Here is a 17,136-nt window from a genome sequence, read left to right on the forward strand (position 1 = left end):
TCCGCAGCGCCCGGAAGGTATTGAGCACCAAATTTTTTGACCGCGACGCGGAGCGCTAAAGAACTCGGGCGATCCATTGGTCCGGATCCTCGATCTCGGCGGGCTTGGGCAAGGTCTCCGCATCACGCCAGATGGTGTTGAAGCGCTCCATCCCCACCTTTCCCACCACATGGTCGACGAATTTCTTGCCACGGGTGTACTGACGCATCTTGGCGTCCATGCCGATGAGCGCACGGATGATCCGCTGCAGCGGGGGTTGTTTCCGGGAGCGCCGCGCCTCGAAGCGGGCTCTGATGGACGACACCGACGGGACAACCGTCGGCCCCACCGCATCCATCACGTGGTCGGCATGCCCTTCCAGGAGCGTGCCCAGCACCAGCAGGCGATCCAATGCATCCCTGCCGCTTTCGGACTGCATGGCACGCAGCAGATCGACGATTCCGTTCTCGCCCTGACTCTTCGGTGAGCGAACAAACTCGGCCAGCCTGCCGAGCATGCCTGCTACATCTTCCTCTTGCTCGTTCGCGAGCGTCGCCAGGGTGCCTGACATATAGCCGGCCAGCCACGGGTTGGCGGAGAACTGCACTCGGTGCGTCACCTCGTGCAGACATACCCACATCCGGAAATCGCTTGGTACCACCCGAAGTTGACGTTCGACGGCAATGATGTTCGGGTACACCAGCAGTAGCGCACCCGCGCCGTCCGCGGTGAACGGGTCGTACTGCCCGAGAATTCCCGACGAAACGAATGCCAGTACCGCGCCGGTCTGTGCCCCGGTGATGCGGCCGGACAAGAATCCGGTGGCCCCCTCGCCGCCGCCGGCCATCAAGCGCATGGACTCTGCCGCGGCCGCAACCCAACTGGGGCGGTCGATGATCCGCGCCTCCGGCACCAGCAGGCCGTCGGCCAGGCCGGTGAGCTCACGCACCGGCGTCTCCGCTCGCCGCGCCGCGTCCGACAGCTCGGCGATGGCCTGCTGACGGGTGTACTCGGTGGTGGGTGGCGCCGGCCGCGTCAACTTTGCGCCCACGGTCGCGGCGAACTCCCAGTTGACCATGCGGCCAACCGTCAATTCGGGGCTGCCGGTTCCCACGTCGCCCCGACCCGAATCGACCATCAGCTACATCCGCAAGACCGCAACACCGCAGCGGTGTTATCCACCGCATTGCGCGCGGTGGGCGCAGTGGCGTGGTTTTGCATCAGCGAGAAGGTGAGCACCCGCCCGCTGACGTCGGTCACCACTCCCGCCAACGTGTTCACGCCGGTAAGCGATCCCGTCTTGGCGCGCAACCAGCCCGCCGACGCCTGGTTCTGAGTGATGAATCGCTCCGACAGCGTGCCACTGCCACCGGCAATGGGCAGCACGTCCAGCAGCGGCCGCAGCTTCGGCTTGTCGGGACCGGCGGCGGCTCCGATGACCTCGTCGAGGGTACGCGCGGTTACCCGGTCGTCCACGGACAGCCCACTCGAATCGCGTAGCGTCAAATCCGTCAGATCAATTCCCGCACTGCGCAATTGGCTCGTCACCGCGTCGACGGTGCCCGCGAACGACTGCGGGCGGCCCGAGGCCAGCGCCACTTCGCGTCCGATGCATTCCGCCATGACGTTGTCCGAGGCGTTCATCATCTGCCGCAGCCGTTCCATGAGCGGTGCCGATTGAACGGACGCAATGGATTTCGCTGTCGGAGGCGCCGCGTCCAGTCGCACCGCGTCGGGGTCGACTCCGAGTGCCGTGGCAAGCGCGCGACCGGCGTCCAATGCGGGAGTGATGGAACGATGTGAGTCGTAGTCGGTCGGCTGGGTGCGTCCGGCATCGAGCATCACGGCCTGGATGGGCGCGACATCTCCGCCGTCGATATCGCCGGGGTCCCATCCTGGCGCCATCGACGGCCCGCCGAATCGGCTGATATCCACCGTGATTGATGTGACGGCGACTCCCGACTTGCGCACCTGGTCGGCCAGGTCGCTGATGCGTGCGGCGTCGCGGTACCAGGTGTCGGTATCCGGCGGGGCCGCGCTGACGATCGGGTCGCCACCGCCGACCAATGTCACCAGTCCTCGTTGTCCCGCGGTATCGGCCACCACCGAGGTGGTGAGCTTGGCGTCGCGGTCGAGGGTGAGCAGCGCCGCCGCCGCAGTCAACACCTTGTTGGTGGACGCGGGCACCATCGGCACCGTGGAACCCTGCTGCCACAGTTCACGACCGGTCAGCGCGTCGGTTACCCGCCCGGTGAACATGCCCAATGCCGGATCAGCCAGCGTCTTGTCCAGGGCCTGTGCCAGGCCGTCCGCCGTCGGAATCGGCGCGGAATCGGAAACCGGCACCACCGCCGGCTTCGGGGTGACCAGCGCCGGTTCCGGATCGTCACTCTGCAACTGGTGAGCGGTGGAGGCGCCGGTGGTCAGCGATACCGCCAGTACCAGAGCGGCAATCGCCAGCACGACAGCGACGGCGAGCAGGACATGGGTAGAGCGCCGCCAGCGACGCGGATCAAGTGCCCTGGCGGTGACCATGCTCTGCAGGGTATCGCTATCCTGGTGCGCGCTGGATGAGCGCTTGCGCGAAGACCGACTGTTAAGTACCACCGACATTCAAGGAGCGGGTGTGGAGTTCGACGTCACCATCGAGATCCCCAAGGGCCAGCGCAACAAGTATGAGGTCGATCACGAGACCGGCCGAGTGCGCCTGGACCGTTACCTCTACACGCCCATGGCCTATCCCACCGACTACGGGTTCATCGAGAACACACTCGGCGAGGATGGCGATCCGCTGGACGCGCTGGTGCTGCTGCCCGAGTCCGTCTTTCCCGGCGTGATCGTCGAGGCGCGGCCCGTGGGCATGTTCAAGATGGTTGACGAGGCCGGTGGCGACGACAAGGTGCTGTGTGTGCCTGCCGGCGACAAGCGCTGGGATCACATCCAGGACATCGGTGACGTCTCGAGCTTCGAGCTGGACGCCATCAAGCACTTCTTTGTGCATTACAAGGACCTGGAGCCCGGCAAGTTCGTCAAGGCCGCCGACTGGGTAGGCCGCGCCGAGGCCGAAGCCGAGGTGCTTGCGTCGTTCGAGCGTCTCAAGACCCAGGGGCACTAAGCGTCAGGGCGCCACACAGACGGCGCCCATGGGGCCACTGTTCGTGGCAACCACGTCACCGTCGATGGTGATGGAGCAACTGGCTTCACCCCAGTCGACAACCATGCGCGGTGACGCCGCAGAGTTGGTGATCGTCACCGAGACACCCCAGGGCAGCTTGATGTCTTGGATCGTCACCAGCTCGGTGCCGGTCCAGTAACTGACCTTCAAGCCGAAATGCGGCGGCATCGGGTCAGCGCCCGAGCCCCACGCGCTGTACGTCACGCTCTTGCCGCCATGCCCCGAACCACCAGGGCCCTCACCCGTCGTCGGCACCGGCTTCGGCGCCTCGGTGGTGGTGGGAACCGGGGGCGCCTCGGTGGTCGTCGGCGTGGTCTGGACACCGGTACTGGGGTTCGGTGGCGGCGGTGGCTCTGTTGTTGTCGGAGGCGGCTCGGTCGTCGACGGCAGCGGGACGTCATTGGGTCCGGTCCAGGTTGTCGACGGGGTGACGGTGACCGTGGTCGGCGCGGCCACCTCGGTTCGGCGGGTTATGACCAAGATGGAGGTCAGGGCTATCGCCAGCACCGCCAAGACGCTGACGCCGGCGACTATCCACGGCCATTTCGGAGGCTTCGGATCCTCGGGATACGGGATCACCTCATCGGGTGGCCACGGCTCCTGCGGGTATTCCTGCCAGGCCGGATCGGTCACTGTCCCCCACTCCTTCCCCAGTCCTGCTCGGTGCAATGTTACGTCGCGTTAAGCTCCTGCAAAATCAACGGTCCCCCTCTAGCGAACAGCGGTCATCCGTCGAATCATGGTCATATGTTGATGCATCAGGGCATCGGCCGCGACACGTTCAACCAGATGCCCGACACCAAAGCGGTCCACGCGCTGTATGAGTGTTGTGGCAGTGTGACCTGGGCCAGGAAGATCGCCGCGACACGTCCGTTCGCCGATCACGATTCGCTGTTCCGGTGCGCAGATAACGAATTGTTCGCGTTGTCCGAACAATCGCTGGACGAGATGCTGACCGCCTATCCCCCGTTGGGCAAACGGCCTGGCAGCGTGCGATCACATGCCGAACAGTGCGCGATCCGCGATGAGACCCCGGGGATGATGGCAGCGCTGCGGGCCGCCGCCCACAGATACGAACATCATTTCGGCCATCGTTTCGTCATGCACCTGTGTGGTCAGGACGGCGCCTCGGTACTGCGGGCGATCTCCGATCGCATGCATCACGACGCGGACACCGAACGCAAGGTAACCCGCAACGAGCTCGCGAAGATCAACCGCACCCGGTTGGAGCGCATGCTTGGCCCCGAGGGCGGCTACGACAACTGGTGATCGGGCCCGCCGAACGGCACGGCGCTAGGCGGCCAGCGGGACTCGCTGCGGTAGCAGGGCGAACACCCGTCGTGCAGCACAATCGATATCTGTGTTCGGCGATGCCGGAATCAGGGTCACCCCGTCGGCCACCCCGGCCAGATAGATGTCTGCGATCAGACCTGCCAGCCCTTCGGGAGTGCCTGCGTACGAGACCGCAGCCGGCACCCGCAGGCTCGCGAAATGTTTACGCGCCGATCGCGAATCCGCCTCGATGTGCACGTACACGTCCAGGATCACCGCGGGGGCGTCTTTGTGCGCGGCGCGCAGGGAGTGTCGGGCCCGCTGCGCCTGCTTGAGGTCGGGCGCGTTGACCCGTGCGGTAACACCCGTTCCGCTGGTCAGCTCCTGCCAACCGGCAGCATCGTCAGTGAAGACCCGAAACGTTTGATGTTGCGTCGCCACAGTCGCAACGGTACCCACGCGCGCCGCTGCGGGCCATCGTTGAATTCCCGGTGAGCGGATCGGTACGGATCAGACGGACGACTGCTCCGCCAGCGGTGATGTCGGGGTGCGTTCGGTCAGGCTATCGATGACGCGTTGCACCCTGGGCATGAGCGTGTCGATATCGAGTCCCAACCAGTACGGAATCGGATACATGAAGTGTCGATTGAGGCCGGGGAGGAGTCTGCTCAGGAAGTAGCCCAGCCACGCCTCGGGGCGTACCGGAGCCACCGCGAAGTTGTAGCGCGCCGCACGTACCGTCGCACGCGCCACCTGCGGGGGACCGATCAGCTGGTCGAGAACCCGCATCGGCGCAGACGACTGGAAGGCCCGCATCATGTTGTTCGCACGCTCACGCACATCGTCGCGAACATCCAGACCGGCAATGGTGGCATTTACCCCGATATTGGTGTTGATGAATCCGGGACACACCGCCGAAACCCCTATTCCCTTGGGCCCCAGTTCCATCCGCATGCACTCGCTCAGCATTTTCACCGCCGCCTTCGAGGCCGAGTAGGCGGGGAAGACCGGCGTGGGGGTGATTGCTCCTGCCGAGGCGATGTTGACGATCTGACCGCCGCGCCCGCGTTCGGCCATCTGCTTGCCAAAGGCTCGGCCACCATAAGCGACACCAAAGACGTTGACCCGGAACTGCTTTTCCCAATGCTCCTGCTCCAGGTCGAAGAAACGGCCGCCGACCATGATGCCCGCGTTGTTCACCAGAACATCAGGGACACCGTATTCCGCCCGCACCTGCTCGGCGAACCGTTCCCAGGCCGCCGGATCGGTGACATCGAGCTGGAAGGCCACCGCCCGCTGCCCCTTGTTGTGGATGATCTCCGCCGTCTCCTGGGCCGTGGCCAGATCCAGATCGGAGGCCACCACCTCCGCGCCGCCCTTTGCGAATTGAATCGCGATGGCACGCCCGATGCCGCTACCGGCGCCGGTCACCACGACGAGTTCTGGTTTGCGTCCGGGCCACAGTCTCATCCCACAACCTCCTTGTTGCGCTTACGCTTCGACGCCGCCTTCACTACCGGTGCAACCGTCTCGGTGCCATAGCGGTAGTTGTCCAGCCGGAAGTACTTGTTGTGAAAGTACATTTCACCGAAACCACCTGGGCGGAAGGGGGAATCGCCATGGTTGTCGATGTAGTACGTGTTAGCCGTCGAGCATGCAGGCGAGAGCCACAGGTGATTCTTGTTGCGCTCGTGCATCTTGTCGAAATACGCCTGGTGCACATCAGGCTTCACCTCGGCGGTGGTAGCACCACGCTTCTTCGTCTCCGCGATGACGCGGGCCGCGTGCGCGGTCGTCGACTCGATCAGCATGTGGTACGGCCCGAACACGTATCCGTAAGGCCCGAGCACAAGGAAGAAGTTGGGGTAATCGGGGATCGAGACACCCTGATATGCCTGGTAACGATTCTCTTGGAAGAACTGCTTCAGGTCCTTGCCGCCCCGGCCCGCCGTCGGGAAGGCGGGCATGTGATCCCAGATGGCGAATCCGGTGGCGCAGATCAGCACATCCACTTCATGCTCGACCCCATCCGCCGTCAGCAGACCCTTCTCGGTGATCCGCTGAATCGGTTCGGTCACCAAGGCGACATTCGGGCGGTTGAAGGTCTTGAGATAGGTGTTGGAGAATGAGGGGCGCTTACAGCCGAATCCGTAGTAGGGCAGCAGCTTCTCACGGGTCACCGGGTCGTCGACCTGAGTGCGCATCCAGCGCCGGATCCTGTTGGCCAGGGCCATCGACGCGGACTCGGCGTACTTGGAATCGAGCTTGAACACGGCATCCGGGATGTACGCGGTGCTGAGGTTGATGGCGTGCCGAATGCCCTTGGCGACCCCGGGGAACCCGAAAAGCGCCCGCCAGAACCCGTTGTACTTCCAGTCGGGCTTGGGCCCCACGTAGATAGGGGTGCGCTGAAAGACGGTGAGGTGGCCAACCTCCGGAGCAATCTCGGGAACCAGCTGCAGCGATGTGGCGCCTGTTCCGATGACGGCCACCCGTTTCCCGGCAAGCTGAACACCCTTGTCCCACAAAGCGGTATGCATCAGGACACCCTGGTAGGAATCGATTCCTTCTATCTCGGGGAGCTTGGGTTGCTCGAGCCCGCCGGTCGCGGCAACCACATGCCTGCCGGTGATCACGCTGTCGTCATCCAGAGTGAGCACCCAAATGTTTTGCCCCTCATCGAATTCCTGGCGCACCACACGCGTGTTGAATCGAATCTTTCCGCGCAATTCATGTTTGTCGACGAGTTCGTTGGCATACTGCTCGAGTTCATCGCCCGGCGTGAAGAACTTCGACCAGGTGGTCTTCTGGTCGTAGGAGAAGCTGTAGATGAAGGTCGGGATGTCGACGGCCACACCCGGGTACTTGTTCGCATGCCAGGTGCCGCCGGCGGCCCCCCACTTCTCCACGATCACGAAGTCGTGGACTCCCCTTTTGGTGAGCTCTACGGCGGCTCCGATACCCCCGAATCCGGCCCCGATGATCACGACCTCATGGTCGGGAACACCCTGCTCACGCTCGTTGGCCCCACTACCTCGCACACGCGCACTAGTCATTCGACGTCCTTGTCAGTCCGACCCGTTATGTGTCAGACTGAAAGTATCACGTATTCAAAGTTACGGATATGAGAACGGGGACTCAGGCCGCCAGAAAATCCGGGAGCGGACGCGGATCGTCCACGGGCCCGACCTGACCGTCGATCTCGGCGTAGGTCAAAGCCGGTCCGTGCTCAACAAGCTCATCGATCGCACCCAGGAGCCGCGTGATGTCACCCGCGGTGGTTCCCAGCCCGATGCTCGCGCGCAGCGCGCCGTCGGGGGCGCCGAGCCTGGCCAACAGCGGGTGCGCGCAGAACCTGCCGTCGCGCAGCCCGATACCGTGCTCGGCCGACAGATAGGCCGCGACAACCGACGGCGTGTATCCGGCGACGGTGAAGGATACGATGCCCAGCACGTCACGATCGCTGTCCCAGATACGCAGGGTGTCAACGCCATCGATCGCATCGAGCCCGTCGCGCAGTTGCGCGGTGAGCGCGGCCTCGACATGTCCGACATCACCGAGAGCAGTCAATGCCTCACACGCCGCGACCACCGCGGCGACACCGATCACATTGGGCGTCCCCGCCTCATGCCGCTGCGGTCCGGTAAACCATTCGGCCCCGTCGATACCCACGTTGCGTACCGCTCCGCCACCCGCCAGATAGGGCCTCGCGGCGTCGAGCCAGTCAGCTTGGCCCACAAGGACTCCAACGCCGAACGGCGCGTACAACTTGTGCCCAGAAAACGCGAAGTAGTCAATTCCACACGCCGCCAGATCGATTCGGCGGTGCGGCGCCAACTGCGCTCCGTCCACGGCGATTCTTGCCCCGTGGCGGTGCGCCACGGTCGCGAGCTCGGCCAGGGGCAACACCTCACCGGTGACATTGGAGGCGCCGGTGACGGCCAGCAGCGCGGCGGGCCGGTGCGCCAGTTCCTCGTCCAGCGCGGCAACGGTGTCCGCGACGGTGGCTCGATGCGCCACCACCCGAGCGCCATATCGCTGCCAGGTCAACAGATTTGCGTGATGTTCGATATCGAGCACCACCACCTCGCCCGGCACCGCGGACGCCAGTAGATTCAATGAGTCCGTGGTGTTGCGGGTGAAAATCACGTGCTGGCCGTCAGTGGCTCCGACAAAACGCGCCACAACCTCCCGAGCCCCCTCATAGAGCCTCGTGCAGACGCGCGAGGCGTACCCGGCACCCCGATGCACGCTGGCGTAATACGGCAGCAGCTCAGTGACACGGTCCGCGACGTCGCGCAGGGCCGGCGCACTGGCCGCGTAATCGAAATTGGCGTATCTGATCCAGCCACCTTGAGCCAGTGGAACTTTGGTATCAGCGCCTACAACGCGCGCGGTCGGCTGCTCGGACCCGAATTCTTGTGACGCTGACATGCGACATCCCATCTCACCGGACTCGCCCGGCGAGTCCACGCTTGCCGCGCACGGTTGAGCGCGGCCGGGTCGTCACCTGGAGCACCCCGCCGTGGATGAACCGCCTGCGCGAAGACAAACGGTATGGAGGAGGGTTGCCGACCAGCTAGCCAGGGCTTGTCGCTGGTACTCATGACCTGTCGGCAGTGTGCCCGTCGGCCGAGGTCACCGTCAAGCGCATTGCGCACGGTGATTCAAACCCGCAACCTCACCCCGGCGGCCGACCCGACTTTCCGATAACCGCGGCGTAGGGCAGACTGGGTACTGGAGGGGAGTATTCCTTCGCTGCGGTGTCGTCATCACATCGGCCATTGTCGGACCGGTCGGTACCGCGGGCCGGTCATCCGTCGGCGGAAGAGACCTCCGGCGTTTTGGCGACCGGAGGATCGAATCAATGCAGGTTTCTCAGCTCGAATGGATCATCACCCTGGCCGTCACGGTCGCGATCCTGTTGGTCGACGTCGTGGTGATCGGTCGACGACCTCACGAGCCCTCGACACGCGAAAGCGCCACCGCACTCGGTATCTACGTGGGGCTCGCGGTGGCGTTCGGTCTGTGGGTGTGGTTCTTCCACGGCAGCCAGTACGGGCTGGAGTTCTACGCAGGCTGGCTCACCGAATACAGCCTGTCGGTGGACAACCTGTTCATCTTCTTGATCATCATGGCCAGCTTCAAAGTGCCCCGGATTTACCAGCAAGAGGCCCTGTTGGTCGGCATCGTCCTGGCGCTGATCTTCCGCGGCATCTTCATCGCCCTGGGCGCGGTCGCCATCGAACAATTCTCCTGGATCTTCTATCTTTTCGGCGCGTTCCTGGTGTACACGGCCATCAATCTGGCGCGCGACACCGAGCACGATGACGACGCGGACAACGCCGTAGTCCAGTTCGCCCGCAAGCACCTGCGAACCACCGACAAGTGGGACGGGCTGCGGTTGTGGATCCGGGACGGCAGCGCGAACGGCGCCAGATTGATCACGCCGATGTTCCTGGTGATCGTCGCGCTGGGCACCACTGACCTGCTCTTTGCCCTCGACTCGATCCCCGCCATCTACGGACTCACCAAAGAGCCCTACCTGGTGTTCACCGCCAACGTGTTCGCGCTCATGGGGCTGCGGCAGCTCTACTTCTTGCTCGGCGACATGCTCAAGCGCCTGGTGTACCTGTCACAGGGACTGGCGTTCGTCCTGTTCTTCATCGGGGTCAAGCTGATCCTGCACGCCTTGCATGAGAACGAGCTGCCCTTCGTCAATGGTGGCGCGCCGGTCCACGTGCCCGAGATCCCCACGCTGGCAAGTCTCGCGGTGATTGTGGTGACGCTGCTGATCACCACCGTTGCCAGCCTGTACAAGACCCGAACCTTCCGCAAAGAGCAGTGAGTACGTCAGGCCAGCTCAGGAGCCATCCGCGCCCGTGGAAGCGGAGGCCCGGAACCCTTAGCGAACCACCCGCCGGCATGACGACTCGGGGCATCACACCCCTAAACGGGGCGACACTGCGCGGCGACGAGCCTCGTCGCATCCGGACCGATAGGCTTCGCTGCGGCAGCCCACCAACCGCCCGAGGAGAAGCGTGACCGGCCCTGACGAGTCACCCACGAGCCGCGCGCACGAGGAGGCACCGGATCCGGCGCCTCAGGACGCGCCTCAACCCGCCGCGCAGGAAGCCCCGGCGCACCCGGTACCTCCGCAATATCTCCTCGGTAGGTCGGCACCTCCCGCACGCACCCTGATCGACATCCTCTACGCGACCGCCGCGGAGCACCCCGACGCGCCGGCCATCGATGACGGCACCATCCAGCTGACCTACTCCGAGCTGATTGTCGACGTGGAGTCGAGCGTCGAATGGCTCGGTGCCCGCGGAATCGGGCGCGGTGATCGCGTCGGTATCCGGATGCCCTCGGGCAGCTACTCGCTGTACGTGGCCATCCTGGCGACGCTGGCCGCGGGAGCCGCATACGTCCCGGTCGACGCCGATGACCCCGAAGAACGCGCGGCGCTCGTGTTCGGCGAGGCCCAGGTGGCGGCCGTGATCACCCCCGACGGACTCGTCCGCGGGCCAGGCTCCTCGCGAGGCTGGCGCGCCACCAAACCGACACCGCGCGATGACGCGTGGATCATCTTCACCTCGGGGTCCACCGGCACACCCAAAGGCGTGGCGGTGACGCATCGCAACGCCGCCGCCTTTGTGGATGCCGAAGCCGAGATGTTCCTGCAGGACAACCCGATCGGACCCGATGATCGGGTGCTCGCCGGACTGTCCGTGGCCTTCGACGCCTCCTGTGAGGAGATGTGGCTCGCCTGGCGATACGGCGCCTGCCTGGTGCCCGCACCGCGCTCGCTGGTGCGCAGCGGCATGGATCTGGGTCCGTGGCTGGTTTCCCGCGATGTCACCGTGGTCTCGACGGTGCCCACCCTGGCCGCACTGTGGCCGGCGGAGGCGCTGGAGGCGGTGCGCCTCCTGATTTTCGGCGGCGAGGCCTGCCCGCCCGATCTGGCCGAGCGGCTGGCCACCGGTGAGGAGGGTGCCGCACGCGAAGTGTGGAACACCTACGGCCCCACCGAGGCGACCGTGGTGGCCTGCGCGGCCAGGCTCGACGGGGTGAGCCCCGTCAGCATCGGATTGCCGCTTCCTGGTTGGGATTTGGCGGTCGTGGACGCACAAGGTAACCAAGTCGGCTATGGCGAGATCGGCGAGCTGGTCATCGGCGGTATTGGTCTGGCCAAGTACCTCGACCCCGAGAAGGATGCCGAAAAATACGCTCCTCTCGACACTCTGGGCTGGTCGCGGGCCTACCGAAGCGGCGACCTGGTGCGCCTGGAACCCGACGGGTTGTACTTCCAGGGCCGCGCCGACGACCAGGTGAAGGTCGGTGGCCGCCGCATCGAACTCGGCGAGGTGGACGCGGCGCTGGTCAACCTGCCCGGCGTGAGCGGCGGCGCGGCCGCGGTGCGCAAGACCGCCAGCGGCACCCCGGTGTTGGTCGGTTACATCGCCAGCGCCGACCCCAACTTCGATATCGCCGCTGCCCGCGCGAGCCTGGCCGAATCGCTTCCCGCGGCGCTGGTGCCACGACTGGTCAAGTTGGACGAACTACCCACACGCACATCAGGAAAAGTCGATCGCAACGCGCTGCCGTGGCCGCCTCCGGGTGCGGGCCCCGACGACGACGCAACCGAACTCGGCGGCACCATGGGCTGGCTCGCCGGATTGTGGCGCGACATCCTGGCAGCACCCATCGACGGGCCCGGGGCCGACTTCTTCGCCCTTGGTGGTGGTTCGCTCTCCGCGGCCCAGCTGGTCGCAGCCTTGCGGCAGCGCTACCCGCAGGTGACCGTCGCCAACCTGTACGACCAGCCCCGACTGGGATCGCTGGCCACCTATCTGGATGAGCTCGCGCCACCCGTCGAAGTCGAACCCCGGATCGTCAAGCCGGTGCCCCGACGTGCCGAGCTGGTTCAGCTGGCGGCGACGGTTCCGCTTACCACGCTCACGGGTCTGCAGTGGGCGACATGGCTTGCCCTGGCCAACAACGTGTTCGCAATGTTCAGCAACGTGCCGTGGCTGGTAACCGTCAACTGGTGGGTGCTGTTGGCGGCCTTCCTGCTCTTCATCACTCCCCTGGGCCGCATGAGTATCACCGTCATCGGGGCGCGGCTACTGCTGTCCGGAGTCAAGCCCGGCATATACGAACGCGGCGGCAGCGTGCATCTGCGGGTGTGGATCGCGGACCGACTCGCCACCGCCAGCGGTGCCGAGAACCTCTCCGGCGCACCGTGGATGGTGTACTACGCCAGGGCGTTGGGCGCACGGGTCGGCAACGGTGTCGACTTGCATTCCTCGCCGCCCGTGACGGGCTGGCTCGATCTCGGTGACCGTAGTTCCGTCGAACCAGAAGTTGACCTCTCGGGGCATTGGGTTGATGGCGACAAGTTCCATGTCGGCCCCATCGTCATCGGCGATGACGCCACCGTCGGTGCGCGGACCACCCTGCTACCGGGGGCGGTTGTCGGCAAGAACGCCGATGTCGCACCGGCTTCCGGTGTCGTCGGCAGGGTCAAGAACGGTCAGTACTGGAAGGGCTCGCCGGCCGTCAAATCCGGGAAGGCTCGCCATCCGTGGCCCGACTACCGCCCGCCCCGGGCCGGACAATGGGTTCCCATCTACGGGCTGACGTCGATTCTGCTCGGCGGCCTTCCCTTGCTCGCGCTGGCAGCAGGTCTGGCCGTGGTCGCGTACGGCATCCGGAATGCCGCCACAATCTGTGAAGCCGTTGTGCCCGCACTTATCTGGACACCGGCAGCGGCTCTGGTCAGCGTGATCGTGTACGCCGGTATCACCGTCGTTTTGGTACGGCTGCTATCGCTCGGCGTCCACGAGGGCTACCACCCCGTTCGCAGTCGGCAAGGATGGCAGTTGTGGGCCACCGAGCGCCTGATGGACGCGGCCCGCAACTATCTGTTCCCCATCTATGCCAGCCAGCTCACTCCATGGTGGCTGCGTATTCTGGGCGCGAAAATCGGCAAGGACACCGAGATTTCGACGGCCCTGCTGGTGCCGAAGTTCACCGAGGTCGACGACGGCGCGTTTTTGGCCGACGACACCATGGTCGCGTCCTACGAGTTGGGCGGCGGCTGGATTCACATCGCCAAGGCCCGAATCGGCAAGCGCGCATTCCTGGGGAACTCCGGGATCACCCAGCCGGGGCGCAAGGTGCCCAACGATGCGCTGGTCGCCGTTCTGTCTGCGACGCCGCATAAGGCCAAGTCGGGATCTTCATGGATCGGGAGTCCGCCAAAGCGGCTGCGACGCAAAGCCGATGGTGCAGACTCGGCACTGACGTTCGCGCCGCCGTTCCGCCTCAAGGTCATGCGGGGCATCGTGGAGACTTGCCGCATCATCCCGATCATCGTGACCTTCGGAATCGGAGTCGGGGTCCTTCTGGCCCTGCAGAACATCGCCATCCGGTTCAACTTCTGGGTGGCCGGAGCGCTCAGTGGTGTGGTGCTACTGATCGCCGGCGCCGTGGCCGGGGTGGTCAGCGTCGTGGCGAAATGGCTGGTGGTGGGTCGCACCAAGGCCGTCGAGAAGCCGCTCTGGTCGTCATTCGTCTGGCGCAATGAGGTCGCCGACACCTTCGTGGAAACCGTTGCCGCCGTGTGGTTCGCGCGTGCGGCGTCGGGAACCGTCATGCAGAACTGGTGGCTTCGCGGTCTGGGCGCCAAGATCGGCCGCGGTGTGTGGTGCGAAACGTACTGGCTGCCCGAGGCTGATCTGGTGACCTTGGGCAAGGGTGCCACCGTGAACCGGGGCTGCGTGGTGCAGACACATCTGTTCCACGACCGGATCATGCGAATGGACACCGTGGTACTCGGCGAGGGGGCCACCCTAGGGCCGCATTGCGTGGCGCTGCCGGCCGCCGAACTGGGGTCCGGCGCCACCGTCGGCCCCGCCTCCCTTGTCGTCCGCGGCGACGTCGTACCCCCGTCGACCAGGTGGCAGGGCAACCCCATCTCGCCATGGGGCAAGCTGGACCCGATGGCACCGAAGAAGCCCAAGGGCGGCAAGGTTTCCCCGAGTAAGAATTCCGGGGCCGCATGACCAAACCAGGCAAAAAGGCAGCCAAACGGCTCCCTCCACGGCCTCCGATCATCGATCCCTACCTGCCGCAAAACGGCAACTACGGATACCGGGTGTCCCGGTATGAGTTGGACCTGGAATACAAGGTGGCCATCAACCGGCTGACCGGCAGCGCGACGATCACTGCCGTCACCCTCGCCACCCTCAAGGAGTTCACCCTCGATCTGGCCGATACCCTCGGCGTTTCGAAGGTGACGGTGAATGGGCGGCGTCCAACACATTTCGGGCATCGCGCCGGCAAGATCACCGTCAAATTGGTCTCTGCCATTCCGGCGGGAGCGGCAATGACCATCGCGATTCGGTACGGCGGATCACCACGTCCCATCAACAGCATGTGGGGGGACGTCGGGTTCGAGGAGCTGTCCAACGGGGTCCTGGTGGCCGGGCAGCCGAACGGTGCGGCATCCTGGTTCCCCTGTGACGACCACCCCAGCTCCAAGGCGAGCTATCGGTTTGTCATCAGCAGTGATAGTCCGTACTGCGTTATCTCTAATGGGGAGTTGATTTCCCGCCGAGTCCGAGCCGCACACACAACCTGGACATACGAACAGCCCGAGCCGATGGCACCGTATCTGGCGACGCTGCAGATCGGCGACTACCAACTGGTCAAACTCGCCAAGAGCCCGGTCGCCATGAACGCCGCACTGCCCTCACGGCTGCGTGACCGGTTCGAACACGACTTCGGCCGACAACCGCAGATGATGAAGCTGTTCATCAAGCAGTTCGGCCCCTACCCGTTCGCCGCCGGATACACCGTGGTGGTGACCGATGACGAACTCGATATTCCACTTGAGGCACAAGGAATTTCGGTATTCGGCGCCAATCATTGCGATGGCGCGAGGCACTCCGAGCGACTGGTGGCGCACGAACTGGCTCACCAGTGGTTCGGCAACAGCGTCACCGCCCGGCGCTGGCGCGACATCTGGTTGCACGAAGGATTCGCCTGTTACGCCGAATGGCTGTGGTCAGAGGAGTCCGGCGGGCCCTCGGCCGATGCCCGGGCACGCCACTACCACCAGAAACTGAAAGAGCTTCCCCAAGACCTGATTCTGGCCGATCCGGGCCCACGACTGATGTTCGACGATCGCGTGTACAAGCGCGGAGCACTGACATTGCATGCCTTGCGATTGCGCCTCGGCGACACGAAATTCTTTGCACTACTGCAGGACTGGACAACCCGATACCGGCACAGCACGGTCATCACCGATGACTTCACGGGGCTGGCCGCCGGATACTCCGACGAATCGCTGCGCCCGCTGTGGACCGCGTGGCTCTACGAGAAGCAGCTCCCTCCCTTGGACCGGAAGTGACTGACGCCGGACCCAGCACCCGCTCCAGCGTCGCGCGTATCGGTGCCGCCACGGCCGTCAGCGCGATCTGCGGATACACCGTGCTGTACCTGGCGGCCCGCGAGCTGGGCCCCGCGTTGTTCTCGGTGTTCGGAGTCTTCTGGGGCGCATTCGGTTTGGTGACAGGGGCCGCCAACGGGCTGCTGCAGGAGACCACCCGCGAAGTGCGGCTATCACTGGCGCAGGGTGAGCATTCCCCACTGTCCGCCCCCCTGCCAGATGGTCTTCACCCAAGCGGCTCCTCCCTGCCGATCAGGATCGCGTTCGCCTTCGCGATCGCATCTGCCGTCGGGATCGTCGGCACAGCACCGTTGTGGGCATCGCACGTGTTCACCGAGTTCCGTTGGCTCAGTGTCGCATTGCTTGCCGGCGGGCTTGCCGGCTTCTGCATGCACGCGACCACCCTGGGCGCACTCGCCGGGTCGAGCCGCTGGACGCAATACGGCGTTCTGATGGTGACCGATGCGGGAATCCGTTTGGTGGTGGCCGTCGTCACCTTCGCGGCCACCCTCGGGCTCGTCGGCTATCTCTGGGCGACAGTGGCCGGCTCGATGTCATGGCTACTGCTCACCCTGCTCTCGAAACCGACCCGCGAGGCGCTCAGGGTGCCGGCGCTCGTCGACACCATGGCGTTCCTCCGCGGTGCCCGGCATTCGATCGCCGCCGCGGCCGCCAGCGCGGTCCTGGTGATGGGATTCCCGGTGCTCTTGCAGTCGACGGCGGGCGATCTTGGCACCACCGGCGGGGTGGTGATCCTGGCGGTCACGCTGACCCGCGCGCCATTGCTGGTGCCGCTAACGGCATTGCAGGGCAACCTCATCGCCCATTTCGTCGATGAACGGGAGCGGCGACTCAGCGCGCTGATCACCCCCGCCGCGATCATCGTCGGAGTAGGCGCGGTGGGTATCGCCCTCGCCGCGTCCATCGGCCCCTGGCTGCTGCGGACGGTGTTCGATCCGGCGTATCAGGCGGGCGGCCCGCTGCTGGGCTGGCTGACCGCCGGGGCGGTCATGATCGCATTGTTGACACTGACCGGCGCGGCCACCGTGGCACATGCCCGGCACCTCGCCTACTCCGCGGGATGGGTTGGAGCGACGGTGGTTTCGGCACTTCTGCTACTGCTGCCGCTCGGCCTGGAGGAGCGCACGGTCGTCGCATTGCTCGGCGGACCGGTCGTCGGAATCGTGGTGCACTTGGCCGCTCTCGCGTTGTGGCGGGACCCCGCGACTGCCGAGGACATCATCGACTGAGC

The 17,136-nt window shown here is 65.1% G+C and carries 13 protein-coding genes and 1 riboswitch; of the genes, 6 read left to right on the forward strand and 7 right to left on the reverse strand.

Translation table 11 applies throughout. From position 1 onward, the window contains the following. Window positions 1–55 precede the first annotated feature (55 nt). On the reverse strand, window positions 56–1,117 hold the full coding sequence (locus tag B4393_RS12435) for a zinc-dependent metalloprotease (RefSeq protein WP_078334383.1): 1,062 nt from the start codon (window positions 1,115–1,117) through the stop codon (window positions 56–58). Further along, window positions 1,117–2,514 (reverse strand): D-alanyl-D-alanine carboxypeptidase/D-alanyl-D-alanine endopeptidase, encoded by a 1,398-nt coding sequence (gene dacB, locus B4393_RS12440; protein WP_078334384.1) that lies wholly within the window; start codon window positions 2,512–2,514, stop codon window positions 1,117–1,119. The genes B4393_RS12435 and dacB overlap by 1 nt, the downstream gene beginning before the upstream one ends. Before the next feature lie 91 nt (window positions 2,515–2,605). Here dacB and B4393_RS12445 point away from each other — a divergent pair, with 91 nt between their 5' ends. Beyond that, the gene (locus tag B4393_RS12445) at window positions 2,606–3,094 is read left to right on the forward strand and encodes an inorganic diphosphatase (RefSeq protein ID WP_070937293.1); all 489 of its coding nucleotides are present in this window, start codon (window positions 2,606–2,608) and stop codon (window positions 3,092–3,094) included. Between the two features lie 3 nt (window positions 3,095–3,097). Here B4393_RS12445 and B4393_RS12450 read toward each other — a convergent pair whose 3' ends face one another. Further along, entirely contained in the window at window positions 3,098–3,787 is a 690-nt protein-coding gene (locus B4393_RS12450; RefSeq protein WP_070937294.1) for a hypothetical protein, read from the reverse strand. 114 nt (window positions 3,788–3,901) lie between these two features. Between B4393_RS12450 and B4393_RS12455 the strand changes: the two genes are divergently transcribed. Continuing rightward, window positions 3,902–4,423, forward strand: coding sequence for a 2-oxo-4-hydroxy-4-carboxy-5-ureidoimidazoline decarboxylase (locus tag B4393_RS12455; protein WP_070937295.1), 522 nt, complete (start codon window positions 3,902–3,904; stop codon window positions 4,421–4,423). A gap of 24 nt (window positions 4,424–4,447) precedes the next feature. Here the strand turns inward: B4393_RS12455 and B4393_RS12460 are convergent, their stop codons facing one another. From B4393_RS12460 to B4393_RS12475, 4 genes are all read right to left on the reverse strand, one after another. Next, window positions 4,448–4,885, reverse strand: coding sequence for a hypothetical protein (locus B4393_RS12460; RefSeq protein WP_191988886.1), 438 nt, complete (start codon window positions 4,883–4,885; stop codon window positions 4,448–4,450). 51 nt (window positions 4,886–4,936) lie between these two features. Then, entirely contained in the window at window positions 4,937–5,896 is a 960-nt protein-coding gene (locus B4393_RS12465; protein ID WP_078334385.1) for an SDR family NAD(P)-dependent oxidoreductase, read from the reverse strand. Continuing rightward, window positions 5,893–7,482, reverse strand: coding sequence for a flavin-containing monooxygenase (locus tag B4393_RS12470; protein WP_078334386.1), 1,590 nt, complete (start codon window positions 7,480–7,482; stop codon window positions 5,893–5,895). The genes B4393_RS12465 and B4393_RS12470 overlap by 4 nt, the downstream gene beginning before the upstream one ends. Before the next feature lie 82 nt (window positions 7,483–7,564). Then, the gene (locus B4393_RS12475) at window positions 7,565–8,860 is read right to left on the reverse strand and encodes an aminotransferase class V-fold PLP-dependent enzyme (protein ID WP_078334477.1); all 1,296 of its coding nucleotides are present in this window, start codon (window positions 8,858–8,860) and stop codon (window positions 7,565–7,567) included. A gap of 32 nt (window positions 8,861–8,892) precedes the next feature. Next, window positions 8,893–9,037, reverse strand: a riboswitch (SAM riboswitch). Between the two features lie 256 nt (window positions 9,038–9,293). Here B4393_RS12475 and B4393_RS12480 point away from each other — a divergent pair. The 4 genes from B4393_RS12480 to B4393_RS12495 all read left to right on the forward strand — a co-directional run bounded on the left by B4393_RS12480 (window position 9,294) and on the right by B4393_RS12495 (window position 17,134). Then, window positions 9,294–10,274, forward strand: coding sequence for a TerC family protein (locus tag B4393_RS12480; protein WP_078334387.1), 981 nt, complete (start codon window positions 9,294–9,296; stop codon window positions 10,272–10,274). Window positions 10,275–10,467: 193 nt separating this feature from the next. After that, a complete protein-coding gene (locus B4393_RS12485; RefSeq protein ID WP_078334388.1) occupies window positions 10,468–14,496 on the forward strand; it encodes a Pls/PosA family non-ribosomal peptide synthetase in 4,029 nt (1,342 codons plus the stop codon). Then, entirely contained in the window at window positions 14,493–15,845 is a 1,353-nt protein-coding gene (locus B4393_RS12490) for a M1 family metallopeptidase (protein WP_078334389.1), read from the forward strand. The genes B4393_RS12485 and B4393_RS12490 overlap by 4 nt, the downstream gene beginning before the upstream one ends. Beyond that, the gene (locus tag B4393_RS12495) at window positions 15,842–17,134 is read left to right on the forward strand and encodes a hypothetical protein (protein WP_078334390.1); all 1,293 of its coding nucleotides are present in this window, start codon (window positions 15,842–15,844) and stop codon (window positions 17,132–17,134) included. Before B4393_RS12490 ends, B4393_RS12495 begins: the two co-directional genes overlap by 4 nt. Window positions 17,135–17,136: the final 2 nt, after the last annotated feature.

The sequence above is a fragment of the Mycobacteroides franklinii genome, assembly GCF_002013895.1.
Taxonomy (GTDB): domain Bacteria; phylum Actinomycetota; class Actinomycetes; order Mycobacteriales; family Mycobacteriaceae; genus Mycobacterium; species Mycobacterium franklinii.